Origin of the sequence: Enterobacter sp. KB-280D8 (assembly GCF_041399405.1) — a bacterium.
GTDB classification, from domain to species: Bacteria; Pseudomonadota; Gammaproteobacteria; order Enterobacterales; family Enterobacteriaceae; genus Enterobacter; species Enterobacter cloacae_N.
On sequence record NZ_JBGKEC010000001.1, the window covers coordinates 321352 to 345214 of the forward strand.

The following is a 23863-nucleotide window of genomic DNA, read 5'->3' on the forward strand; positions in this document are numbered from 1 at the left end:
GAGACAAGTTGCCTGCCACCGATAGTAGTAAATACGGCTGAACCACCGCTGAAGACGTTCTGGAATGCGGCATTGTTGATGGTAGTGGAGGTGGCTTCGCTGCCAGCATAGACGCCCTGCCTGCCACCACTGTGGATAGTAGTATTGTTTGCCGTACCGCCGGAGAGGTGCTGGCTGCTGAAGGGACCACTGATAATTGTGAAGGTAGCCGTAGCGCCACTGTAGACGTACTGATTACCTCCATCGGTGATAGTCGTAGAGGTGACTGAACCGCCACTAGAGATGTTCTGAGCACCGCCGCTGTTGATAGTAGTACTTGTAGCCGAGCCTCCACGGAGAACGTGTTGAACACCACTGATGTTGAGGATAGTGGAGGACACTGTGCCGCCGCTTGAGACTTGTTGGGAGCCGCCGTTGATGGTGGTGTAGGTGGCCGATCCACCACTGTAGACGTGTTGAGCACCACTATTTCTGATGGTTGTGGAGTTGGCCATGCCACCATTGGAAATGTGCTGAACACCACCATTTCTGATGTCTGTGGATTTGGCCAGGCCACCATTGGAGATGTGTTGAACACCACTGCTGTTGATGGTAGTGGAGGTCGCTGTGCCGCTGCTTGAGACTCGTTGGGAGGCGCCGCTGTTGATGGTAGTAATGGTGGCCGTTCCACCATTGGTGACTTCCTGATATGCACTACTGTTGATGGTAGTTGAGGTAGCCGATCCTCCACTGATGCGCTGAGAGCCACCGTTGATGGTAGTTATGGTGGCCTTGCCGCCACTACTGATACGCTGATAAGTACCTGCAGTGATTGTCGTGTCGGTGGCGGTATCGCCTGAATAAAGAATCTGTGGACCCGTAGTATTCACATCTACTGTCACGCCGACATAATCTATTGACATGGCTGGCCCAGAAGGCAGCAGCACGACGCCCAGCAGTAACGCCAGAGCGCTTTTCTTCGGTGTCATCTTCGGGCGACCGGACCCGGTCGCGAGTTCAGAGGTAACAATCCACTGCTGGCGCGACTCGCACCAGACTGTGGCATATATCTTGTTCATATTTACGTCCCTTACTTATCAACTAATCCTGAATGCAGACGGTCCACCATGCCGATGACCTGTTTACCGGTTATCAGACTTGTGCACTCATACTGTCGGGGGGTGTTCTTGTGATGCGGACACCACAAATAATCCACGTGGTCAAAATCAACGGACGTGTCATCCCAGCAGCCGTTACAGCCATGGCTGCTGAACACCCGCCAGGGGGTGTAAAATTCGCTGTTGGGGAGACTGAATCCGCTGATTAACACCACAGGGATACCGGACGCCCAGGCAAGCCATGACAGCCCGCTGCCAAGTCCGATAAAGAAGCTCGCATGCCTTAACAGGTCCACCCGCTCCTGAAGTGGAATATCCCCCGTGAAGTCTTCGGCACCCTGGGGAATGTGGTTCCAGACGAAGCCCTGGCCGTAATGCGCATGGCGGTCAATGCACAGCACCCGGTATCCCAGAGATTTAAGGTGGGCAACCACCTCGGCCCAGCCATGGCCGTTGTTCCAGTACTTCGCCTGGTTGGTGGACTGCGCGGCGATGCAGACGTACGGCTCCGCTATTTTTCGCTCTGCATCCAGCTTCAGGCGGGGAGGGCACTCCCGCGGATCGACCCCCAGGATGTAGCCAGCATTGCGGTGGAAGCCGACCTTTCTGAAATCGATGGGCTGATGAGTGGTATCACCCTTAAAGAAAAGGCCGACATACCAGGATGCGTAGGGATTTACCGTCTGCAGATTGTCCTTAGTGGAGAACACGATCTCGGGATATTGCGCGCTGAGTAGTTCAATGATTTCCTGCCCCATAACGCACTCAAGCTGACAGCGGTGCAGTTGGCGAAAACGCTCTGCATAATGGAACCAGCCAAGCATGTCGCCCAGCGTACCCGTCGGGAAAAAGATGACGACAGGCTTGTCCTTCATATCCAGCGTTTCATCCAGGACCGGGCTCACTGATCCCTGGTGGAATACCTGAATGCGGAAGCGGACGTAATATTTTTTATTACTGGTTACCCAACCGCCTTCTGAATCACAGCTGAAAAGAATATTGCCGCTGTCGTCGTCCATTAAGATGACATGCCACTTTCCTTCCGGAAGCAATACGCGCGCGCCATAGTTAAAGTCATAACGAATTCCGTCCGGTCCTGTGCAGGACGGAAACTCTGGAGGGTTTGGGAAGTTAGCTGACATATATAAGTTGACCTCGGTGGCAATTTTAAATCTGTAATAATTACATTGAGTGCGCTGCTGTTATTTAGGCAGTGCTTTTCCAGGGTAGGTTGTGAATTGCTGTGTTTATGTTTTTGATAAGTGTTATATGTGCGTACAAAACTCACGCATGCTTACAGGTTTTGAAAATAGATAACCTTGAAAAATACTCACTCCTTTATCCTTCAAAAGCGACAGTTGCTCTTTATTTTCTATACCTTCAGCAATGACATGAATCTGCAACCGTTCTGACAGAGTGACTATTGAATCAATTACCGCGGAGTAAATTAATTTTCCATTGCTCGCGATTGTAAGGCATTTATCAATCTTGATTGTTGAGAAACCAGCATGCTCAATATATTTAAGGCATGAGCTTCCGCTGCCGAAATCATCGATCGCAAATCGTACTCCTGACTCAGCAAGTTGCTGCATAGCTTCGAGTGCAAAGTCGTCCAGTTCCATAGTTCCGCGCTCGACAATTTCCAGCGTGACAGCAATGCGTCCGTCGAATACTTTCTTAAAGTCCATCACTGCTTCAATAACGCGTGGAGAGTTCAGCTGTCTCGCACAGATGTTGAAGGAGAGATAAAAGTCATCAGCTAAAGTTCCTTCATAGCCTTCAAAAAAGGTTCTAACATCAGACATCAGGCCGCATGTGACATCATTAATCACCTCACATGATTCCATTGCAGAAAGGTATTTCTCGGGAGAATGATACATTCCATCTTTGTGAACTCTGAGTAATACCTCTCCGCCGACGATCTCATCGCCTTTACATACTGGCTGGATGAAGGGAACAAATACAGCATCGGTCAGTTCCGCCGATAAGATTGCTTCTCTAATCAATGTACGAGCTTTAATGAAGAAACGTTCTGCCTTCATGAGCATTTTGGTGCTTATCATTCTGTCGCTCCTTATCTACTGGATTCGCTTCCCGAGGTGTCTCTTCGTTCCCGGGACTGTGAATGGCGGTAGGTCGGATGAATGCTCCTGAAAATAAGAACCTGCTCATTCACTTCTGCGAACAATCCTATCAAGTCAAAATGCTATGCAGATACATGTATTGGCGATTGATTAAAATACAAATTAATATTCTTGTTTTCTTTGTATTTACAAGTGATAAGTCTACCAGAGGAGCTGTTGCGTCTGGCTGTGCTAAGATGCGAGAAAGAAGTTAATGGGTTTTCGCAGGTTGGAAAAGCAAGAGGATCCATTCAATTACCATCATGGATAAGGAGTCAAAGATGGTTTTCGTGATTGATAATAGAGTTTTTTATCGCTCTGAAGACGGTGCCATATGGCCATCCGGAGACGAGGGCTCTACTGTCATTCTGACCCTGACAATGAACAGACTTCTTGCATGTCTTCTGGAAAAGCATGGTCAGGTTTTAACCCGAAATGAACTTCTGGATAGCGTCTGGGATGCGCATGGTCTCCGTTCTTCTAGTCACACGCTGAACAAATATATCTCCGAGCTTAGAAAGAACTTCGTACAGTTTGGGATCGTCGAGGAGTGTATTACTACTGTGCCTCGCGTTGGCTTCATGTTTAATAGTGATGTTGAAGTAAGGGTTCTGACCCAACCCACTAATGAGGCTGAGTTTCGGTCAGAAGATGACAAAAATGGTACGCAGAAAGTAAAACAACGGTCTTCGAGGCGAATTATATATAGTAAGCTACCTGTCGCTTTGGCATTGTTGGTCGTTTTAATAAGTGCGACCTTGATTACGTTAGGGGTTAGGATTCCATCAAAAGATTTGACTCATGTAAAAGAATTGAAGACATATTTTCTCTTCAACTATGGGACGTGTCCTGTATACACTGTACAAAGAAACTCTGCATCGCTTTCTGAACAAAAAAAGGAATTGTTCATCGCGTTAGCGAAGGAGCATACAATTGATTGCCTGGAGGGAACCTCTTTTTTATATCAGGTTTCCGAGTCATATCTTTACGGAAACAAAGGTCGAGCGTTCATAAGTCGATGTACATCCAGAAACGATGAATACATTTCCTGTCTGAATAACTATTGGAGTGGTTATGAACGCACTCACTAAAAAAACAGGGTTAATTACTATACTCCTGCTCGTTGTTTTGGCGCTATCTGCCTGGTTCTACGTGCACAAACGGCAGAATCAAAGCTTTCTAAAAGTTAACTGTTCAACAATTTTACGCTATAACCATCAGGATCCTGATTTTGTTGCGACATTGGACCTTGTTTTTCGCTTAAATGAAAACCATGAAGGACAAGCTGTCTTGTCTGGCAATATACACTCTGAAAAAGGGGCAAAAATAATCTCAAGAACGGTTTTGTTTAGTTATGAAATGGACAGGCCTGGCGAGATCTCCATAATGAATACGCGTTACGTTAAAACTCACCGCGACACAGCTGATGAGGAGAGCTTCAAAAGCAGTTTCTTTTATGTTCAGGATGGAATGGTTCGCCAGCTGAGAGTTGAGCCTTCAAATAATGGCTGGTTGATAGGAAACTTACAGTCGCCGTTTGCCCTGTGCGTGAACAGGGGAGGTTAAACAACCGAACGCTTGCTGCGGCAGATTCCTCCTCAGCCGGGTACTCATACTTAACACTTCCGGAACCATTCTTCTGTACAAAGTACAGGCAAAAATCTGTGAGGCTTTTTTGTCTCGTGGAATGGGCGAGTAGCGTAAAATTATGCTAAATCAGAACCGGGCGTAATGCCCGGTTTAGTATTTATACTGCATGACAGCTGACGGACGCGATAATTTTATTTCCGCCCATATTCCCCATAATCAGATCGAGTAATTTTCGGTATTCCTCACGGGTCATCACCTCAGCCCGAATTTCGGTTTTTCCCTCGGCGTGCGCCGTAGCGGAATAAATCGCTTTCAGACTTAACGTCAACTCTTTGGCCATATTTACGATGCTGTTCCGCACTGCATCTTCATGCTCATCATTGCAGGTGATTGTCAGGACATAGCATTTTTCGTCTTCGTGGAGCGCGGGCAGCTGATTGATTCGCTGCGCGGCTTCACGAAGCAATATGTTGGCGCTGAGAATAATTAAGCTTGCCGTGGCGGCATTCCAGAATTGACCTAAGCCGCACAGTACGCCAATTCCGGCCGAGCACCACAGCGTTGCGGCGGTATTCAAACCGCGAATATTCATGCCTTCACGCATAATGACGCCTGCGCCAAGAAAGCCTATTCCGGAGACGATCTGCGCTGCGATGCGCCCAGGGCTATCAGAAGACGTAGATATGGAACTTAAAATAAACACGGCCGCACCCGTGGCAACCAGTGCATTGGTACGAAGTCCGGCCATGCGCTGGCGCCACTGTCTTTCCGCGCCAATAATTGCGCCCAGCAGCATTGCTGCGAGCAGATGAGAGATATAAGGGAACATCGTCCTGTCGCCTGTTAACGTATTAAATAATAAGCGTCAGCGCTTCACAAAGCGCGCGATAACGCCGTTTAAACGCAAAGCAATTCAGGCGAAGGCGGCGGGAAAAGGGAATGTTTAAACATGACCATCGCGATTACCCACAATTTTAGTCTTTGTAAATGTATCGGGAGGCAATCGTCTGGAAGAGATTGCTGCCCACCGTTAAGGTAAGCAGCGAGAAAATCGCGTTAGCTTACCTTCGTATCGTATATAAAATGGCTGTCCAACGAAGAGCTCCTGTATGAATTTATCGTCAGTATAATCAGACGTATTAATGAGTAAAGCGAAAAAGAAGGGTCCGTGAGGATTTGTTTAAGATCGGGAAAATTATTTTTCAGCGTTCCTCTGGTTTTCAAAATACCCGGTATACTACGTTTTGTTCTTTTCAGGCGACAATATGCAAAGGCAGGAAGTATGTCCCTTCGTTCGCTGCGGGCGTTATGCCTCACAAGTTTTTTCATTGCCGACGTCCGCGATGGCCTAGGCCCTTTTCTCGGTATTTTCCTCACTGAGCGTCACTGGACCCCCGATGATATCGGCTTTCTGATGACGGCAGGTGGGCTGGCGGGATTACTGGCCACGTTGCCGGCGGGGGTTATCACCGACACCTCCCGGAACAAACGTGCCTTGCTGGCGCTGCTCTGCATGTTGATCACCCTGAGCACGCTGCTGCTCTGGTTTAGCCAGCAGACCAGCGTTGTCGCCGTCTCACAAATGGTCACCGGCATCTGCGCGGCGTTTGTCGGGCCGCTCGTCGCCGGGATTACGCTGGGGCTGACCGGCCAAAGCGGGTTCAGCGCACAGATGGGCAAAAATGAGGCGTTCAATCACGGCGGCAACTTTGTTACCGCGCTGATTGCCGGCGGCATTGCCTGGTACTGGGGCGTCGGCGGGATTTTCCTGCTGATGACCTGTACCACGCTGTTAACGCTCTGCGCGCTACTTGCCATCCGCAACGAGGACATTGATAACGACGCGGCGCGGGGGCTTTCATCCTCAGGAAGCGTGCCTGTCCCCGGCTTCGCGGTGCTGATTAAAAACCGGGCGCTGTTTGTGACCGGGCTGACGCTGCTGCTGTTCCACCTGGCGAACGCCGCGCTGCTGCCGATGCTGAGCATGAGGGTGGCTGCGGCACCCGCCTCGATCAACCCCGGCCTGTACGCGGCGGGCACCGTCATCATCTCTCAGGCGGTGATGATCCCCGTCGCCATCTGGGTCGCCCACCGAATAGAACGCTACGGCTATTGGCGCCTGATTATGCTGGCGCTGCTGGTTATGCCGGTGCGCGCGGCGCTGGCAGCAAGTACGGACGCGCCGTTAATGATGATCCCGGTACAAATTCTCGACGGGCTGGCGGCAGGGATCCTGGGGGTGGTGGTGCCGTCGTTTATCGTGGTGCTGTTGCGCGGGAGCGGGCACGTCAATGCCGGACAGAGCGTGGTGATGCTGATGCAGGGCGTTGGCGCATCCATGAGCCCGGCGTTAACCGGCACGATTGCCGGTCACTACTCCTTTGCGACGGCGTTCAGCGTGCTGAGCGCGATTGCGCTGGTGGCCGTCCTGCTCTGGTGGCGCTTCGCACACCGGACCTGGGAAACAGACAGCATGCCGGGTGGGGCATAGCGCCACCCGGGGTCACGTTAAACCAGTTCATTAGGGCAGGTTTCGCCCTTTTCCAGCTGCTGCAGGTTGCCCAGCGTGGTTTCTGAAATGCTGATCAGCGCTTCGGCAGTCAGAAATGCCTGGTGGCCGGTAAACAGCACGTTATGACAGGCAGACAGGCGGCGGAACACGTCGTCCTGGATCACATCGTTGGACTTATCTTCAAAGAACAGATCGCGCTCGTTCTCATAGACGTCCATCCCCAGCGCGCCAATTTTCTGGGTTTTCAACGCTTCGATAGCGGCCTGAGAGTCAACCAGACCGCCGCGGCTGGTGTTGATGATCATCACGCCGTCTTTCATCTGGTCAAACGCCGCCTGGTTAAGCAGGTGGTAGTTTTCCGGCGTCAGCGGGCAGTGCAGGGAGATCACGTCTGACTGCGAGAACAGGGTCGCCAGGTCAACGTACTCTACGCCCAGCTCCAGCGCCGCGGCGCTTGGGTACGGATCGAATGCCAGCAGACGCATGCCGAAGCCTTTCAGAATGCGTAGAGCGGCGACGCCGATTTTTCCGGTGCCGATCACGCCCGCGGTTTTGCCGTACATGGTAAAGCCGGTCAGCCCTTCCAGAGAGAAGTTGGCGTCACGGGTGCGCTGATAAGCGCGATGAATACGACGGTTGAGCGACATCATCATGCCAATCGCATGTTCCGCGACGGCTTCCGGGGAGTATGCAGGAACGCGCACCACTCTCAGACCCAGCTCTTTCGCCGCGTCGAGGTCCACGTTATTAAAGCCCGCGCAGCGCAGGGCGATGTACTTCACCCCCTGTTTTTTCAACTCTTCCAGCACCGGACGACTGCCGTCGTCGTTAACAAAAATGCAGACGCCTTCACAGCCGTGCGCCGTTTTGGCGGTTTTTTCGGACAGCAGAAAGTCGAAAAATTCAAGCTCAAACCCGTAAGCCTCGTTAACATGTTGCAGATACTTTTTGTCGTACTGCTTTGTGCTATATACCGCGAGTTTCATAAGACTTTCTCCAGTGATTTTGCATTCACGTTAGCATGATTAAAATTATCTTACAATTTATAAAATATTATTGAATTCAATAAGTTCTATCAATTATTCTAGAGCATCTAAGCATTCTAACTCCATGATATTCAGTTCCATCAAATTCATAAGCAGGAATTTTATCCGAGGCACGCCTGCAAGTCCTGGCGTAGGGTTGAAAAGAACGAAGTGACCGTCACGGCACGCATGTATGTTTATATAAGAGATTTAACAACATCTAGCACGCAATACGTTCAGATTTGATATGCCCGGCGCCCTTGAATGTCTTGATATTGAAGGTAGTATTATGAGGAATGTTTAAAAATGACAGGGAGACCGAATGTACAACCATAATCGGGATAAAAGTCATTTCGAAGTGAAAGCGGTAGAGATAGAAAATCTTGCACAACGAATTGGCACAAAGCATTTGCTTTATGGTACTTCTGGCATATTTTTCGAGACTCAACAACTTGTTGATCGTCTAAGGAAGGAGATCGAATCGCATTGCCTGACCTGGTCAGGTGGGATTGAAATACTTGATGAACACATAGATCATCTGAAGGAACAGGATGATTTGCTTACCTTTAACAGAGCCAAAATGTTCATTGTCGTTGAAAAAAATCGCACAACCACGACGACATTAGCTCTTAAACAGATTGGTTTCGTTGCTGGCGGTGCACAAGTTTATGGTGGTGCTAGTTTATGCGTCGGTTCTCTTGGTTTGGCATGTGCAGCATATGGAGCACCTATGATTACGCATGGGTTAAATAATATGTATGAGAATGGGTACTATCTTCTCTATCGCGAAGATCGGTCAGGAACGCTAAGAGATGCATACCGATATGCAGCAGCGAAACTTGGCTATGGAAATAATGAAGCTGATATTGTCTATGGTGTGGTAGATATCTCATTATCAGCCTATGGTGCGGGCAGGCGAGTCCTCGCTCCAAGGGAAAAATCATGGAGTTTATTTCGCAACATAGAATCTGATTATATCAGAGGATGGCAAGAGGCCTCTAAAACCGCGATGGCTTTGGATTTGACCAGTGGAAGCGTCACCGGTTGGCAGATGTACCAGATAGCAAAAGAGAATTGATTATGTCGGAACAGTTTGAGTTGTCATTAACCCCACCCATACTTCCTGCTTTGTGCTATTTCATTGTATCAATTGCCATTTTCTTTTTTCTGTACATGGGAAAACTCAAGGTAAACAGGCTTCGAAAATATCCCCTTTTTATTGCTTATACCCTGTTTGTGATAGCGATCGCAGCAATACAGATTAACGTTTTTGCCAACGGCTATGAATTTGTTAGCGGCTTTTTACACATTGACTTTGATCCTTGGCGGTACGATTCAGTGTATTGGGGGTCATTGGTTTTCTCCATGCTTTACCTGCTGGCGATGCCGCGGAACAGATTCTAATTTGTAATCAACGCTATACCAGGCATAACCCATTGAATAATAAATCTGTTCAATGGGTTATGCCTTGCAAAAATTTACCACTTAACCCTACAACATCTATCCTTAAATCTGGCTTTGGCTTCAACTGACCCGCTAAACATGCGACAATATTCGGTATTGTCGGCTTAATTCTTTCGAAAAATCAGGATATTAACTGCCCATGAAGGGTAAATACAAAGCCGCCATTGCGGTTTTACTGCTGTTAATTTTGGTGCCGCTGACGCTGCTGATGACGCTCGCCCAGTGGGTGCCGACGCTCGCCGGGATCTGGCTTCCCGTCGGAACGCGCATCGCTTTTGAAGAGAGTCCAAAACTTACCCGCCATGCGCTGGTGATCCCCGATCTTCGCTATCTGGTTGAAGACTGCGAAATTGCCCGTATCGATAACGTGACGCTGTCACATCCGAGCCGCTGGAAACTGGATGTCGGCTCGCTGGACCTTAACGCCGTCTGTCTGAGCAAGATTCCTCAGTCAGCCCCGTCCACGGTAGCACCAAAAACGCTGGCCCAGTGGCAGGCGGTGTTACCGAATACCTGGCTCACCATTCACCGTCTGACGCTCTCGCCCTGGCAACAGTGGCAGGGCGAGCTGCATGCGTCGCTGACTCCGTCCATTCAGGAGATCGCCTATAAAGGCGAGCAGGTCAGCATTAAAGGCACGCTTCGCGGCCAGACGCTATCGGTCAGCCAGTTTAATGTTCAGCTCCCGGACCAGCCGCAGCCGATTAAGCTGGTGGGCGAGTTTACCTTGCCGCTGGTACCGGATGGCGTGCCGGTGAAAGGCCACGCGGTGGCGACCTTTAACGTGCCTCAGCTAACGTCTCTGGTCGATGCCGATCTGGACTGGGAAGACAATCAGGGGCAGCTGGTGGTCATGGCGCGAGACAACCCCGAGCCGCTGCTCGATCTGCCGTGGCAGATCACCGCGGAACAGCTGAACATCAGCGACGGGCGTTGGAACTGGGATCTCTCCGGTATGCCAGCGAGCGGCCGGGTTTCCCTTCGCGCCGACAACTGGCAGCAGGGGCTGGAGAAAGCCACCCTGACCGGACGTCTGAATGTGCTTACCCACGGCGATGCGGGGAAAGGCAACGCGGTACTGAATATTGGGCCCGGCAGGCTCAGCATGGTAAACAGCGACATGCCACTGCATCTCAGCGGCGAGGCGAAGCAAAACGATCTCATTCTTTACGCCAGATTGCCGGCAAAACTGACCGGCAGCCTGTATGAACCGCAGCTGGCCTTTGCGCCGGGCGCGCTGCTTCGCTCGCGCGGGCGCATCATTGACTCGCTAGATATCGATGAAATCCGCTGGCCGCTGGCGGGCGTGAAGCTCACGCAGAAGGGTGTCGACGGTCGTCTGCAGGCTATTTTGCGCGCCCATGAAAACGAGATGGGTGATTTTGAACTCCACCTGGACGGCCAGGCCAACGATTTTCTCCCTGACAACGGCCTGTGGCAGTGGCGCTACTGGGGCAAAGGGCATTTTACGCCAATGAATGCCCGCTGGGATGTCGCTGGGAAAGGCGAGTGGCGCGACAACCTCATTGAGCTGACGGTGCTTTCCACCGGTTTTGACAAGCTCCAGTACGGCACGATGGACGTCAGCAAGCCGCGCCTGGCGCTGGAGCAACCGGTGCGCTGGGTCCGCGATCCCGAAAAGCCTACCTTCAGTGGCGCGCTGTCGCTCAATGCCGGGCAAACCCGTTTCTCCGGCGGCAGCGTTTTGCCGCCGTCGGTCCTGACCTTCAGCGTCGACGGCACCGACCCGACCATTTTTCAGTTTAAGGGTAACCTGCATGCGGACGCCATCGGCCCGGTGCAGGTGAACGGTCGTTGGGATGGGGAGCGCCTTCGCGGACAGGCCTGGTGGCCGAAACAGTCGCTCACCGTCTTCCAGCCGCTGGTCCCGCCGGACTGGAAAATGACGCTGCGTGACGGGGAACTTTATGCGCAGGTTGCCTTCTCTGCGGCCCCCGATCAGGGCTTTGAGGCGGGCGGGCACGGCGTGCTGAAATCCGGTAGCGCCTGGATGCCGGATAACCAGATCAACGGCGTCGATTTTGTGCTGCCGTTCCGCTTCAGCGAGGGAACCTGGTCCCTGGGTACCCGCGGCCCGGTCACGTTGCGCATTGGCGAAGTGGAAAACCTGGTGACCGCGCGCAACATAACCGCCGATCTACAGGGGGATTATCCCTGGACGGAGGACAACCCGCTGCTGCTCACCAACGTCAAGGTGGAAATGCTCGGCGGGAAAATCACCATGCAGCAGCTGCGGATGCCGCAGCACGATCCGGCCCTGCTGCGCGTGGACAATATCTCCTCAAGCGAGCTCATTAGCGCTGTCAACCCGAAGCAGTTTACCCTGTCGGGTCAGGTGAGCGGGGCGCTGCCGTTCTGGCTGGACAATGAAAAATGGATTATTAAAGATGGCTGGCTGACCAACCCTGGGCCAATGACGCTGCGCATCGACAAAGATACGGCAGACGCCATCGTGAAAGATAATATGGTCGCGGGCGCGGCGATTAACTGGCTCCGCTATATGGAGATCTCGCGGTCGTGGACGAGAATCAATTTAGATAACCTGGGTGAATTAACCATGCAGGCGACCATCAAAGGGACCAGCCGGGTGGACGGCAAAAGCAGCTCCGTCAATCTGAACTATACCCACGACGAGAATGTCTTTACCCTCTGGCGCAGCCTGCGTTTTGGTGACAACCTGCAAACCTGGTTTGAGCAACATGCGGTGATACCTGCTCCCCGCAGTTCGACCGGCAAGGAAAGTGAGGAACAACAATGAAAAAGATGGCTGGTGCGCTCACCGTTGCCGCGCTACTGACCGGCTGTACGCCGCGCATTGAAGTCGCTGCGCCAAAGGAGCCGATTACCATCAACATGAATGTCAAAATCGAACACGAGATCCATATTAAGGTTGATAAAGACGTTGAAACCCTGCTGAAATCGCGCAGCGATCTGTTCTGAGGACGCCATGAAACGAGTAGCTCTGATTTTACTGGCACTGGGGATGAACGTGCAGGCGGCTGCGCTGACCTTAAACGATGCCCGCGCGCAGGGGCGCGTGGGGGAAACCCTGAGCGGTTATCTTGCTCCGATCCAGCAGGATGCCGAAACGCTGGAACTGGTAAATCGCATTAACGCGGCGCGCACGGAGAGCTATCAGAAGCTCGCCGACAGCAACAATTTACCGGTTGATGAAGTGGCGAAAATGGCGGGGCAAAAGCTGGTAGCCCGCGCGCAGCCGGGCGAGTACGTGAAGGGTATTAACGGTAAGTGGCTGAAAAAATAGCTAGCGGTAGCGCTTGCGGTATTCCCCCGGCGAGACGCCAAAACGCTGCTTAAACGCCGTTGAAAAGTGGCTATGGTCGGTGAATCCCCAGCTGAAGCCAATGCCCGCCAGCTTTTCGTCATCGCCGGTTGACTGCAACGCCTGCGCGCAGAGATCCAGACGACGGTTTTTAATGTACTGCGCCACCACCAGCCCCTTCTCGGCAAACATGCGGTACAGGCTGCGCACGGACATTCCGCTCTCGGCGGCAATCCATTCCGGGCGCAGCGATTCAGACTGAATATGGTCGTCAATCAGCGCCACCACGTGCTGGAACTGGCGCTCCTTGCGCGGCTGAATGATTTCGCGCTGCTGGAAAGCGGGGCGCAGCAGGCAGATCATCGCCTCGAGCGCCGCTTCACTCTCCCGGTCACTCAGGTCGGGGTTGCTCATGCTTTCCATCAGCAGGCGATGGCTCAGCTGTACCGTGGGCAACGAGCGGGAAAGGGCGGTTGCGCAGCTTATCTCCTGAAAGCGACACTGCTGCTCAATAATCTGACGGGGAACCAGCAGCGAAATCTGGCGGGACTTTTCCTGCCAGTTGATCGAGCAGGGGCGAGCGGCGTCAATCAGCGTAATATCGCCGGTTCTGAGCACCGCGCGACGCTCATCCTGCTCAATTTGCGCGCTACCCTCAAGCTGGAACACGGTATAGAACCAGGCATCGTTACTCTGTGTAATCTCCTGGCGGGAGCGGAACAGGTTAACGCCGCCTGCGGTAACGGTACTGAGCTTCAGGCTGCGCGCGTAGCTGGTCTCCAGCTCACCGAAGAATTTGCCTTCGGTGGGCTGCGCGTTAAAACGGCCGCAAACCTGGTTAATTTGCGCCAGCCACTGCTGATACTGTTCCTGCTCACTTGCACACGCCATCGTTTCTCTCGCCGCACCGTCAACGTTTTCGCATTGTTGCATTTGTGTTGCATTTTGTCAGAGCTATGAGGCTGACTATAGGAAAGAACACTCACCGGTAACAGCGATATAAGCGACGATTATCGCGAATTGCGGCACCTGTCACAGGTGGCAAAGCGAATGTCACAGAGACAAAAGCGAGAATGCAAAACCGCACGTAGACTGGATGAACACCCTGAGAATAACAACGAAGGAGTATCCTATGTCTGAATCACTGGTGGCCATTCTGCCTGCCGTGCAGCAGTTTTTAGACCGACACCACGGCCTGTGGATTGAAGGGCGTCAGGCCGCGTCGGACAGCGAAAAGCGGCTGAACGTCTACAACCCGGCCACGGGCGAGGTGATTGCCTCGACCGCCGATGCCAGCGTCGATGACGTTGACCGGGCCGTCATGTCCGGCTGGCGCGCGTTTGTCGCCCGCTCCTGGGCCGGAAAGTTACCGGCGGAGCGCGAGCGGATCCTGCTTCATTTCGCCGATCTCGTCGAACAGTACGGCGAGGAGCTGGCCCAGCTTGAAACGCTGGAGCAGGGCAAATCGATTAACATCTCCCGGGCCTTTGAAGTCGGCTGCACCCTCAACTGGATGCGCTATACCGCCGGGCTGACCACCAAAATTGCGGGCAAAACCCTCGATCTCTCCATCCCGCTGCCGCAGGGGGCGCGCTATCAGGCGTGGACGCGTAAGGAGCCGGTTGGCGTGGTGGCCGGGATTGTGCCCTGGAACTTCCCGCTGATGATCGGAATGTGGAAAGTGATGCCTGCGCTGGCCGCGGGCTGCTCTATTGTCATCAAGCCGTCGGAAACCACGCCGCTGACCCTGCTGCGCGTGGCCGAGCTGGCAAGCGAAGCGGGTATCCCGGACGGGGTCTTCAACGTGGTGACCGGGAGCGGCGCGGTGTGTGGCGCAGCGCTGACCTCGCATCCGCATATTGCAAAGGTGAGCTTTACCGGCTCAACGGCGACGGGTAAGCAAATCGCCCGCGCTGCGGCGGACACGCTAACCGGAGTAACCCTGGAACTGGGTGGGAAAAACCCGGCCGTCGTGCTGAAGGATGCGGATCCGGCGTGGGTGATAGAAGGGTTAATGACCGGCAGCTTCCTGAACCAGGGGCAGGTGTGCGCGGCGAGCTCACGCATCTATATTGAAGCGCCGCTGTTCGACACGCTGGTCAGCGGGTTTGAGCAGGCGGTGAAATCCCTCAGCGTCGGGCCGGGCATGTCGCCGGAAGCGTTTATCAACCCGCTGGTGTCGCGCGCGCACTGCGACAAGGTGCAGACCTTCCTTGATGAAGCGACGTCGCGCAACGCGGAGCTGATCGTCGGCAACCGCGGCCCGGAAGGCAAAGGCTATTACGTTTCGCCGACGCTGGTGGTGAACCCGGATGCCTCGCTGCGCCTGACCCGAGAAGAGGTGTTTGGTCCGGTGGTCAACCTGGTGCGGGTATCCGACGGAGAAGAGGCGCTCCAGCTGGCAAACGACACCGAATATGGCCTGACCGCCAGCGTCTGGACGCAGAACATCAGCAAGGCGCTGGCGTATACCGACAGGCTGCAGGCAGGCACCGTCTGGGTGAACAGCCATACGCTGATCGACGCTAACCTGCCGTTCGGCGGCATGAAGCAGTCCGGTACAGGACGTGATTTTGGCCCGGACTGGCTGGACGGCTGGTGTGAAACCAAGTCGGTGTGCGTGCGCTACCAGTAAAAGCAAAAGGCAACCGGGAGGTTGCCTTTTTAGTGTCTGTTCCTTCTCCCGTGGGAGAGGGTCAGGGTGAGGGCATCAGGCCGCACCCGGCGTTATTTAAAGCGACCACCGATCCCGCCCGGCCTCCTTCGCCCGGTACAGCGCCGCATCGGCGCGGGCAATGATCTCAGTGCCGGCTAAGCCCTCCACCATGCCCGCAATTCCCATGCTCACGGTGACATGGTCGCTGACGGTTGACGCGCTGTGCGGTATGGACTCCGCGCGCAGGCCGTCCTGAATACGTAAGGCAACCTTTTCAGCGATGTTTTCCGGGCAGTTAAACAGGATCACCACAAACTCCTCGCCGCCGTAGCGTGACACCACGTCGTCGGGCGTTCGCACCGACTGCTTCAGCACTCGCGCCACGCGCGTCAGACAGTCGTCACCCGCCTGGTGCCCGTAGGTGTCGTTGTAGCGCTTGAAATAGTCGATATCCAGCATAATCAGCGAGAACGGTTTCTTCTGCTCAACCGCGTTCTCCAGCACCACTTCCATCCTCCGGCGATTGGCGGTTGTGGTTAACGGATCCTGATGCGCCAGCGCATCCAGTCGTGAGATCAGCAGCTGGTTCTGCTGGTTACGTCGCCAGGCCTCGTCAAACCAGCTCAGCAGGATGAAACGCCCGCAGATGAGGATCAGCGAAAAAACGCTCCAGATGATAACGAAATGAAGATTAAGGCCATCATTAAGTACCCAGCTCGCTATCGGCAGGGTGATCCAGAGCGGGAGCACGAAGGCGAGCAGCCCCTCGGGGTAAAAATAGAGCGCCGTTAAGCCGGCGAGCAATAAAATGACGCACAGCGGCCAGACGTGCGGCAGCAGAAGCTGGGTGATAAACCAAAAGCAGGAGACCGACCAGATGGCGCTGCAGATAAACAGCACCACGCTGATGCCGGCGATGCGGCGCCAGGCCATCAGGATCAGCGCAGCCGAGAGGATGATGATGCCGAGCATGGAGGCATCGACCATTTTCGTTAGCGGCGGCGAGTGGGGATAAAGAGGATCGCTGGCCTTAAGCAGGACGTGGCGCAGCAGGATCATCACGGCGAAGCTAACGTTGACGAAGGCCAGCCAGGGCAGATTCATCGCCAGCCCGTGCATGACCATGGCATGGCGCGTCGGCCAGGTTGCCCGTTCAAGCGTCGGTTTTTTTCTTTTTTCCATAAAATCCTTTCCCGTCCGGGGGATAAATCATTCAGGTGAGATATCAGTAACTATAAGCAAGCCCGGACGATCCTCAAACGCTGGGGCAAAAAAAACCGGGCTATTGCCCGGCAGGTGGTTATTTTTCGTCTTTTTTCTTCCCAAGCGTTGGCGTCTCGTCGAAGAAGTTCCACGGTTTAAGCAGGGTATGCACCCATTCCGTCGGCATGATCGGCCACTCTTCCGCGCGCGCCACGTGGGTTGTACCGGTGGTCATCCAGACTACGTCATCCTGGCCGTTGAGCGACTCGTTATCCTTGCTGTACTGACCGAGGCCCGTGTCGTGGATGGAACGGTTGGGGAATTTCCCTTCCGGGTAGAGCTCATCCGGGTGGTAGCGGGTCACCCAAAGCTGTTTGTCCATAAAGCTAAGGCGATGGTAGATCCACTCGTCCGGGGCAAATTTCGCGCCGGTCGCCACCGGATGGGTACCGCCCGCGTAAGGGATGATCTGGTACGAGACCGGGTTGCCCATGCGGTTCTCCTTGCTGGTGTTGCTCAGCAGGCGGATGGTGCCAGGGTCGAACTTCTGCGCCGCCTGCTGTTCGGTATCAATATCGTACTGATTGACCTGCATGGTGCTGGTGCGCGGGCCGCCGGCGGTATTCGGCTTCACTTCCGGATCCATCGCCACCAGCTTGTTGTTGATGCCGTCCACGTCCATATCAAGCCGGAAGTTATAGATGTGCTGGTGTGTAGTGCCCACGATGTTATGGTCGATTAGCGTGCCGTATCGGGTGTCATCTTTAGCGGTGGCATCGTGCATGGTTTTCGCCTGAACGCCTTTCACCGCCTCGATACCCGTCGCGCCGGCATCAATGCCGATGGTGCCGTTTTCATGGAACACCCAGTCGAAGATGTAATCATAGTTGCCCACTGTGCTGACCCAGCGCACCACCAACTCGCGGCGCTCGGCGCTGACGTTGGGCTTACCCATCTCCTGATGCTTATATTCCGGGCCCGCGTAGCGTTCGAAAATGGCGATCGCGCGCGGGATCTCCATCGGCGTACCGGTGTAGTCCGGGATGGTTTCATTGAGCATCACGGCGTTGGACGGCACGTCCTTACCGCGCACCAGCGGCGAGGTCAGGGTGCCCATGCCGTAGTCACCGGAGTCGAGATAGGCTTTAAAGTACCAGCCCACGTCCGGATCGCCGTAAGGGACGATCATGCCGCCGAGCGATCCCTGATACATCACCTGACGCTTTTTGCCGTTGTCGTTATACGTGACGGTCGAAATCATCGGGCCGACGCGGGAGTCGAGGCTCAGGTGGAAATCCCAGTTCTGCCAGTGCACCATATCGCCGGTAATGGTGTAGTTCTTGCCTTCCGGCTCAATGATGTCGAGCGGTTTTTTCGGCATCTCTATGCGGTCTCGGCCGTCATAGGGGCGCGGGGTCATTGGAACCGGCACAACGGCGCCTTCTTCAATTTTCTGGATCTTTTTCTGCTCAAGATCGACCACTGCCACGAGGTTCTCAATCGGGTGCGCCCAATAGTTGCCGTCGCCGACGTCCAGATAGCTCACCACCTTCAGCAGGCGGTCTTCCTGCTTCAGGCCGTCTTTTCCGTCGAAATAGCCGACGGTCAGCGGCGTGGTAATCACTTTTTTCGGGTCGGTGATGCCGTGTTTTTTAAGCACCTCGGCGAACTCTGTACTTTCGTTGATGATCTGCTGAACCGCGGTGAAATCATCCAGCAGCACCATGCCGTGCGCGTCTTTCACCGGTTCCCAATGCAGGATTTTCTTATCCTTCAGATCCACCACGCTTTCGATGACGTGCTTGCCGTCGAGCATGACGATTTTCGCCTGGCGAGGGGCATCCACTGCCGTACCGTTGAGGACAAAGTCCCACACTTTGGCCTTCTCTGGTTCCGCAAGGGCAATCTGGGTAAAGCGGGTATTCGGTTTAAAATCCGCAGAGGCTTTCACAATCTCAACGGCCTGCTTAATTTCGTCCGCCGTCAGCGCGTTTAGCGGGTGAGGGCGTTTTTCAACCTGGAAGGTCTGGTCAAGACCAGACTGGAAAACATCGTTGATGAAGGTCTCTGAGATAAAGGCTTTTTGGCCCTTCATCACTACCGGCACCTCAAGCTTGAGGGGTTGACCGTTGACGATGGCCGTCTTTGCGCCCGGTTTGACCTTCACAAAGGCGCCGTCCTTCGCAATGGTGAACATCTGTGCGTAATCATCCCACTGCACGTCCGCGCCAAAGTCCTGCAGCGTTTTGTCCATCGGGACCATATGCGCCTCGCTGCCGTGGGCGAAAACAGGGGATTGCCAGGCGCAACACAGCGCAACGGCCATGGCCAGCGCCGTTCTACGGGCAGAAAAAGAAGAATTGCTTCCCATCGTAGACCTCATCTTGTTGTGTTTATTGTGTTGTGACAGCCTTATCCTGACAGGCGCCTGAGAAAAGCGTTTGCCTGCATCTGCCAGGTTATTTGTTGGTCTTGCCAGGTTAAAAAAAGAGCGGGGGGTAAATCACAGGGTCGTGCAGAACATTCCCCTCTCCCCTTCGGGGAGAGGGTCAGGGTGAGGGGCGACGTTACCTGAAATCACCCTGCTGGCGCGCCACCAGCGTCAGAATGGAATAGAGCGCCACGGCCTGCTGGTGCTGGTTGAAGATCTCAACCGCCCATTCCACCACGCCGGTCGGTCTTTCCTCGGCGGTACGCTGTTTCTTCAGCGTTTTACGTTTGCAGGTCAGACGCACCTGGATGGTATCGCCCGGCTTGACCGGCTCGATAAAGCGCAGGTTTTCCATGCCGTAGTTGGCAATCACCGGCCCGACGCCCGCATCAACGAACAGTCCCGCCGCGGCGGAGATCAGGAAGTAGCCGTGCACCACGCGCTCGCCAAAGATCGACTCTGCCGCGCCGATCTTGTCCATATGGGCATAGAAGTGGTCGCCGCTCAGGCAGGCAAAGTTCACAATGTCCGCTTCCGTGAGGGTGCGGCGCGGCGTCAGCAGGCTGTCGCCCGGCTGCAGCTCCTCGAAGTATTTGCGGAACGGATGTACGCGATCCTCCTGCACCGCTGCGCCGCGTACCCACTGTTTGCCAATCGCGGCCAGCATCGACGGGCTGCCCTGAATCGCGGTGCGCTGCAGGTAGTGCTTCACCGCGCGCAGGCCGCCCAGCTCTTCGCCGCCGCCCGCGCGGCCCGGACCGCCGTGCACCAGCTGAGGCAGCGGGGAGCCGTGGCCGGTGGACTCTTTTGATGATTCCTCGTTAAGGATCTGAATACGCCCGTGGGCGCGCGCCGCACCGGCAATAAACTGGCGGGCAATCGCCGCATTTGCGGTTACCAGCGTGCCCGCCAGGCTGCCGCCGCCCGCGCGGGCAAGCTGCATCGCGTGGTCTGCGCTGCGATACGGCATCAGCGTGGCGACCGGGCCGAAGGCTTCGGTATCGTGCACGGCGGGCGTTTCGTCCGGCTGCGCACAGAACAGCAGGGTCGGCGGGAAGAACGCCCCCGCGGCCTGCAGGTCCGCTTTGCCGCCCAGACGGATCTGGCAGCCTGCGGCGACCAGCCGATCCACTTTCTCCTGCACGTCCGCGCGCTGCTCGGCGTTGACCAGCGCCCCCATCTTCACCCCTTCCTGCGCCGGGTCGCCCACCACCACCTTTTCCAGGCGGGCAATCAGCGCCTGGCTCACGGTGTCAATCTGGTTTTGCGGAACGATAATGCGGCGAATGGCCGTGCATTTTTGCCCGGCCTTAGCGGTCATCTCGCGGACTACTTCGCGGATGAACAGCGCAAACTCCGGCTGCTCCGGCGTGACGTCTTCCCCCAGCACGCAGCAGTTCAGGGAGTCGGCTTCCATGGTGAACGGTATCGAATTCGCCACAATATTCGGGTGCACGCGCAGGCTTTGCCCGGTGCTGGCAGAGCCGGTAAAAGTGACCACGTCCTGGCCGTCGAGCTGGTCGAGCAGATCGCCCGCGCTGCCGCAGATCAGGCTGATGGCACCGTCCGGCACCAGCCCGCTGTCGACGATGGATTTCACCATCGCCTGCGTCACCTGCGCGGTAGCGGTAGCGGGTTTAATGATGGCGGGCATCCCGGCAAGCCAGGTCGGCGCCAGCTTTTCCAGCATTCCCCAGCAGGGGAAGTTAAAGGCGTTGATATGCACCGCCACGCCGGATTTGGAGGTCAGGACGTGGCGCGCCGCAAAGCCGCCTTCTTTCGACAGGGGGATTAACTCATCTTCCGGGCACAGCGTGTCGTCCGGCAGCTCGCGGCTGCCCAGGCTTGCATAGGTGAAGAGGGTGCCGATCCCGCCTTCAATATCTACCCAGCTGTCCGCCTTCGTTGCCCCGGTCTGGGCTGACAGGGCATAAAACGTCTCTTTCTCGCTGAGCAGGTGCTTTGCCACCGCCTTCAGCATGGCGGCACGTTCGATAAAGGTCATGGCGCGTAATGCCTCGCCCCCCTGCTCAATGGCATAGCGACGGGCGGCCGCCATGTCCAGCCCTTCGCTGGTCACTTCCCAGAGTGCTTCGCCGCTGATGGCGTGATGTATCGCGCGTTCGCGGCCCCGGCCAGACTGCCAGGTACCGGACACGAAGCTGGCTAACTGCTGCATCGCTTATCTCCAAATGTTTCGTTATTTCACTATTAATAGTTTGATCGCGAATCATAAAAATCAAGCTGTGTTTTTAATGAATTGTTAACGTTGTGATCTGGCTGGACGAATCGCATCGCGTAAAAGCGCTTTCTGCAAGGCCTGTAGTAAAAGCCTTGCGAGCAGCATCACAAAACTGGGAAACAATTCTTGGGGTTATATTTAACCTTTGTGTAACTTTTAAAAAACAAAGTGATTCAACATTTCGCTTTAATTTGCAAACTAACGAATCATAAAGGTGAAGACGTGACGCAAGAACAACGGTTTGAGCAGCGCATAGCGCAGGAGACGGCGATTGAGCCTCAGGACTGGATGCCGGAAGCCTACCGTAAAACGCTGATCCGCCAGATTGGTCAGCACGCGCACTCCGAAATTGTCGGCATGTTGCCGGAAGGAAACTGGATCGCCCGCGCGCCGACGCTGCGCCGTAAAGCCATTCTGCTGGCGAAGGTGCAGGACGAAGCCGGACACGGGCTCTACCTCTACAGCGCGGCGGAAACGCTGGGCTGCGCGCGGGAAGACATCTACCAGAAGATGCTCGACGGCAGGATGAAATACTCCTCCATTTTCAACTATCCGACCCTGAGCTGGGCCGATATCGGCGTGATCGGCTGGCTGGTGGACGGCGCGGCCATCGTCAACCAGGTGGCGCTGTGCCGGACCTCCTACGGTCCGTATGCCAGGGCGATGGTGAAAATCTGTAAAGAAGAGAGCTTCCACCAGCGTCAGGGCTTTGAAGCCTGCATGGCGCTGGCGCAGGGCAGTGAGGCCCAGCGCCAGATGCTGCAGGACGCCATCAACCGCTTCTGGTGGCCAGCGCTGATGATGTTCGGGCCGAACGACGACAACTCGCCGAACAGCGCCCGCAGCCTGGCCTGGAAAATCAAACGCTTTGGCAATGACGAGCTGCGCCAGCGCTTTGTTGATAACACGGTGCCGCAGGTTGAGATGCTGGGCATGACGGTGCCGGATCCCGACCTGCGCTTTGACGAAGAAAGCGGCCACTACCGCTTCGGCGAGATCGACTGGCAGGAGTTTGACGAGGTCATTAACGGGCGCGGCATCTGCAACCACGAGCGCCTGGCCGCGAAACGTAAAGCCTGGGAAGAGGGGGCGTGGGTGCGCGAAGCCGCACTGGCGCACGCGGAAAAACAACGTACCCGTCAGGCCGCATAAGAGGAAGTAACAATGAGCAATGTCTACTGGCCGCTGTACGAAGTGTTCGTACGCAGCAAACAAGGGTTATCCCACCGTCACGTGGGCAGCTTGCATGCCGCCGACGATCGCATGGCGCTGGAAAATGCGCGTGATGCCTACACTCGCCGCAGCGAAGGGTGCTCTATCTGGGTGGTAAAGGCGAGCGAGATTGTCGCCTCCCAGCCGGAAGAGAGTGGTGAGTTCTTCGACCCGGCGGAAAGCAAGGTTTACCGCCATCCGACGTTCTATACCATCCCTGACGGCATCGAGCATATGTGAGGCAAAGAATGAATTCAGTGACTGCCTATGCCCTGCGTCTGGGCGACAACGGTCTGGTGCTCTCCCAGCGTCTCGGCGCCTGGTGCGGCCACGCGCCGGAGCTGGAAATTGATCTCGCGCTCGCCAATATCGGTCTCGACCTACTGGGCCAGGCGCGCAATTTCCTGACCTATGCCGCGGAGCGGGAAGGTCAGGGCGATGAAGACACGCTGGCGTTTGGCCGCGACGAGCGTCAGTTCCGCAACGTCCTGCTGGTGGAGCAGCCGAACGGCAGCTTCGCCGACACCATTGCCCGCCAGTACCTGATGGATGCCTGGAACGTGGCGCTGTATGAGCGTCTGACCCAAAGCCGCGACGCCCAGCTTGCCGCCATTGCCGCCAAAGCGATTAAAGAGGTGCGCTACCACCTGCGCTTCAGCCGCGGCTGGCTGGTGCGTCTGGGCGACGGGACCGAAGCGTCCGCGCAAAAAATGCAGCAGGCCATCGACAGCCTGTGGCGTTTTACCGCGGAGCTGTTTGAAGCCGATGACGTCGAGCTGGCGCTGATTGACGCCGGCGTGGCGGTTGACCCGCGCGTCCTGCGCCAGCCGTGGGAAAGCGAAGTCTTTGCCGGTCTGAATGAAGCCTGCCTGCAGGTGCCCGCAGAGGTGGCATACCGCACCGGGGGCAAGAGGGGGCTGCATACCGAACATCTGGGCCCGATGCTGGCGGAGATGCAGTATCTCCAGCGCGCGTATCCCGGTCAGCAGTGGTAAAGGAGAACG

General features: G+C 55.1%; 20 protein-coding genes and 1 pseudogene. 12 read left to right on the top strand and 9 right to left on the bottom strand.

The window, feature by feature from the left end; genetic code table 11:
* Positions 1 to 2: 2 nt before the first annotated feature.
* The 3 genes and pseudogenes from AB8818_RS01625 to AB8818_RS01635 all read right to left on the bottom strand — a co-directional run.
* Positions 3 to 1058: pseudogene (locus AB8818_RS01625) on the bottom strand (ESPR-type extended signal peptide-containing protein); the annotation flags it as partial.
* Between the two features lie 11 nt (positions 1059 to 1069).
* Entirely contained in the window at positions 1070 to 2239 is a 1170-nt protein-coding gene (locus AB8818_RS01630; protein ID WP_192981386.1) for an autotransporter strand-loop-strand O-heptosyltransferase, read from the bottom strand.
* A 123-nt stretch (positions 2240 to 2362) separates the two neighbouring features.
* A complete protein-coding gene (locus tag AB8818_RS01635) occupies positions 2363 to 3160 on the bottom strand; it encodes an EAL domain-containing protein (protein WP_192981383.1) in 798 nt (265 codons plus the stop codon).
* A 341-nt stretch (positions 3161 to 3501) separates the two neighbouring features.
* On the opposite strand from AB8818_RS01635, the gene AB8818_RS01640 reads away from it, so the two are divergent.
* Both AB8818_RS01640 and AB8818_RS01645 read left to right on the top strand, forming a co-directional pair.
* On the top strand, positions 3502 to 4311 hold the full coding sequence (locus AB8818_RS01640) for a winged helix-turn-helix domain-containing protein (RefSeq protein WP_192981380.1): 810 nt from the start codon (positions 3502 to 3504) through the stop codon (positions 4309 to 4311).
* Complete coding sequence (locus AB8818_RS01645) at positions 4295 to 4786, top strand: hypothetical protein (RefSeq protein WP_192981377.1); 492 nt, start codon at positions 4295 to 4297, stop codon at positions 4784 to 4786. The genes AB8818_RS01640 and AB8818_RS01645 overlap by 17 nt, the downstream gene beginning before the upstream one ends.
* Before the next feature lie 181 nt (positions 4787 to 4967).
* Here the strand turns inward: AB8818_RS01645 and AB8818_RS01650 are convergent, their stop codons facing one another.
* Positions 4968 to 5639: an MgtC family protein gene (locus AB8818_RS01650; protein WP_116340180.1), complete on the bottom strand. Its 672-nt coding sequence runs from the start codon at positions 5637 to 5639 to the stop codon at positions 4968 to 4970.
* Between the two features lie 453 nt (positions 5640 to 6092).
* Between AB8818_RS01650 and AB8818_RS01655 the strand changes: the two genes are divergently transcribed.
* Complete coding sequence (locus AB8818_RS01655) at positions 6093 to 7301, top strand: MFS transporter (RefSeq protein WP_192981374.1); 1209 nt, start codon at positions 6093 to 6095, stop codon at positions 7299 to 7301.
* 17 nt (positions 7302 to 7318) lie between these two features.
* On the opposite strand, the gene AB8818_RS01660 is transcribed toward AB8818_RS01655, so the two are convergent.
* A complete protein-coding gene (locus AB8818_RS01660) occupies positions 7319 to 8308 on the bottom strand; it encodes a 2-hydroxyacid dehydrogenase (RefSeq protein WP_116340177.1) in 990 nt (329 codons plus the stop codon).
* Between the two features lie 361 nt (positions 8309 to 8669).
* On the opposite strand from AB8818_RS01660, the gene AB8818_RS01665 reads away from it, so the two are divergent.
* From AB8818_RS01665 to AB8818_RS01685, 5 genes are all read left to right on the top strand, one after another.
* Positions 8670 to 9425 carry a DUF4225 domain-containing protein gene (locus AB8818_RS01665; RefSeq protein WP_163329165.1) on the top strand — a complete coding sequence of 252 codons (756 nt, stop codon included), beginning with the start codon at positions 8670 to 8672 and terminating at the stop codon, positions 9423 to 9425.
* Positions 9426 to 9427: 2 nt separating this feature from the next.
* The gene (locus AB8818_RS01670) at positions 9428 to 9751 is read left to right on the top strand and encodes a hypothetical protein (protein ID WP_192981371.1); all 324 of its coding nucleotides are present in this window, start codon (positions 9428 to 9430) and stop codon (positions 9749 to 9751) included.
* Positions 9752 to 9950: 199 nt separating this feature from the next.
* The gene (locus tag AB8818_RS01675; protein WP_192981368.1) at positions 9951 to 12590 is read left to right on the top strand and encodes a YdbH family protein; all 2640 of its coding nucleotides are present in this window, start codon (positions 9951 to 9953) and stop codon (positions 12588 to 12590) included.
* Positions 12587 to 12772: a YnbE family lipoprotein gene (locus AB8818_RS01680; protein ID WP_080327221.1), complete on the top strand. Its 186-nt coding sequence runs from the start codon at positions 12587 to 12589 to the stop codon at positions 12770 to 12772. The genes AB8818_RS01675 and AB8818_RS01680 overlap by 4 nt, the downstream gene beginning before the upstream one ends.
* Positions 12773 to 12779: 7 nt before the next feature.
* Entirely contained in the window at positions 12780 to 13097 is a 318-nt protein-coding gene (locus tag AB8818_RS01685; RefSeq protein WP_116340169.1) for a YdbL family protein, read from the top strand.
* Here the strand turns inward: AB8818_RS01685 and feaR are convergent, their stop codons facing one another.
* A complete protein-coding gene (gene feaR, locus AB8818_RS01690) occupies positions 13098 to 14006 on the bottom strand; it encodes a transcriptional regulator FeaR (protein ID WP_192981727.1) in 909 nt (302 codons plus the stop codon).
* 241 nt (positions 14007 to 14247) lie between these two features.
* On the opposite strand from feaR, the gene AB8818_RS01695 reads away from it, so the two are divergent.
* The gene (locus AB8818_RS01695) at positions 14248 to 15750 is read left to right on the top strand and encodes an aldehyde dehydrogenase family protein (protein ID WP_192981364.1); all 1503 of its coding nucleotides are present in this window, start codon (positions 14248 to 14250) and stop codon (positions 15748 to 15750) included.
* Positions 15751 to 15846: 96 nt separating this feature from the next.
* Here AB8818_RS01695 and AB8818_RS01700 read toward each other — a convergent pair whose 3' ends face one another.
* From AB8818_RS01700 to paaZ, 3 genes are all read right to left on the bottom strand, one after another.
* Entirely contained in the window at positions 15847 to 16953 is a 1107-nt protein-coding gene (locus AB8818_RS01700; protein ID WP_116340165.1) for a GGDEF domain-containing protein, read from the bottom strand.
* A gap of 118 nt (positions 16954 to 17071) precedes the next feature.
* A complete protein-coding gene (gene tynA, locus AB8818_RS01705; protein ID WP_116340163.1) occupies positions 17072 to 19345 on the bottom strand; it encodes a primary-amine oxidase in 2274 nt (757 codons plus the stop codon).
* A gap of 196 nt (positions 19346 to 19541) precedes the next feature.
* Positions 19542 to 21584, bottom strand: coding sequence for a phenylacetic acid degradation bifunctional protein PaaZ (gene paaZ / locus AB8818_RS01710; protein ID WP_192981361.1), 2043 nt, complete (start codon positions 21582 to 21584; stop codon positions 19542 to 19544).
* Between the two features lie 285 nt (positions 21585 to 21869).
* Between paaZ and paaA the strand changes: the two genes are divergently transcribed.
* Genes paaA through paaC form a run of 3 tightly spaced genes read left to right on the top strand, consistent with a single transcriptional unit; the run spans position 21870 to position 23854 of the window.
* Positions 21870 to 22799, top strand: a complete 930-nt coding sequence (gene paaA / locus AB8818_RS01715; RefSeq protein WP_233003716.1) for a 1,2-phenylacetyl-CoA epoxidase subunit PaaA — start codon at positions 21870 to 21872, stop codon at positions 22797 to 22799.
* 12 nt (positions 22800 to 22811) lie between these two features.
* Positions 22812 to 23099, top strand: coding sequence for a 1,2-phenylacetyl-CoA epoxidase subunit PaaB (paaB, locus tag AB8818_RS01720; protein WP_003857353.1), 288 nt, complete (start codon positions 22812 to 22814; stop codon positions 23097 to 23099).
* An 8-nt stretch (positions 23100 to 23107) separates the two neighbouring features.
* A complete protein-coding gene (paaC, locus tag AB8818_RS01725; protein ID WP_192981358.1) occupies positions 23108 to 23854 on the top strand; it encodes a 1,2-phenylacetyl-CoA epoxidase subunit PaaC in 747 nt (248 codons plus the stop codon).
* Positions 23855 to 23863: the final 9 nt, after the last annotated feature.

Coding starts and splice junctions, on each gene's coding strand:
- AB8818_RS01685 (WP_116340169.1), top strand. CDS start 12,780: ATGAAACGAGTAGCTCTGATTTTACTGGCACTGGGGATGAACGTGCAG.
- paaC (WP_192981358.1), top strand. CDS start 23,108: ATGAATTCAGTGACTGCCTATGCCCTGCGTCTGGGCGACAACGGTCTG.
- AB8818_RS01695 (WP_192981364.1), top strand. CDS start 14,248: ATGTCTGAATCACTGGTGGCCATTCTGCCTGCCGTGCAGCAGTTTTTA.
- AB8818_RS01665 (WP_163329165.1), top strand. CDS start 8,670: ATGTACAACCATAATCGGGATAAAAGTCATTTCGAAGTGAAAGCGGTA.
- AB8818_RS01645 (WP_192981377.1), top strand. CDS start 4,295: ATGAACGCACTCACTAAAAAAACAGGGTTAATTACTATACTCCTGCTC.
- paaB (WP_003857353.1), top strand. CDS start 22,812: ATGAGCAATGTCTACTGGCCGCTGTACGAAGTGTTCGTACGCAGCAAA.
- AB8818_RS01700 (WP_116340165.1), bottom strand. CDS start 16,953: ATGGAAAAAAGAAAAAAACCGACGCTTGAACGGGCAACCTGGCCGACG.
- AB8818_RS01630 (WP_192981386.1), bottom strand. CDS start 2,239: ATGTCAGCTAACTTCCCAAACCCTCCAGAGTTTCCGTCCTGCACAGGA.
- AB8818_RS01640 (WP_192981380.1), top strand. CDS start 3,502: ATGGTTTTCGTGATTGATAATAGAGTTTTTTATCGCTCTGAAGACGGT.
- AB8818_RS01660 (WP_116340177.1), bottom strand. CDS start 8,308: ATGAAACTCGCGGTATATAGCACAAAGCAGTACGACAAAAAGTATCTG.
- tynA (WP_116340163.1), bottom strand. CDS start 19,345: ATGGGAAGCAATTCTTCTTTTTCTGCCCGTAGAACGGCGCTGGCCATG.
- feaR (WP_192981727.1), bottom strand. CDS start 14,006: ATGGCGTGTGCAAGTGAGCAGGAACAGTATCAGCAGTGGCTGGCGCAA.
- AB8818_RS01655 (WP_192981374.1), top strand. CDS start 6,093: ATGTCCCTTCGTTCGCTGCGGGCGTTATGCCTCACAAGTTTTTTCATT.
- AB8818_RS01680 (WP_080327221.1), top strand. CDS start 12,587: ATGAAAAAGATGGCTGGTGCGCTCACCGTTGCCGCGCTACTGACCGGC.
- AB8818_RS01675 (WP_192981368.1), top strand. CDS start 9,951: ATGAAGGGTAAATACAAAGCCGCCATTGCGGTTTTACTGCTGTTAATT.
- AB8818_RS01670 (WP_192981371.1), top strand. CDS start 9,428: ATGTCGGAACAGTTTGAGTTGTCATTAACCCCACCCATACTTCCTGCT.
- paaZ (WP_192981361.1), bottom strand. CDS start 21,584: ATGCAGCAGTTAGCCAGCTTCGTGTCCGGTACCTGGCAGTCTGGCCGG.
- AB8818_RS01635 (WP_192981383.1), bottom strand. CDS start 3,160: ATGATAAGCACCAAAATGCTCATGAAGGCAGAACGTTTCTTCATTAAA.
- AB8818_RS01650 (WP_116340180.1), bottom strand. CDS start 5,639: ATGTTCCCTTATATCTCTCATCTGCTCGCAGCAATGCTGCTGGGCGCA.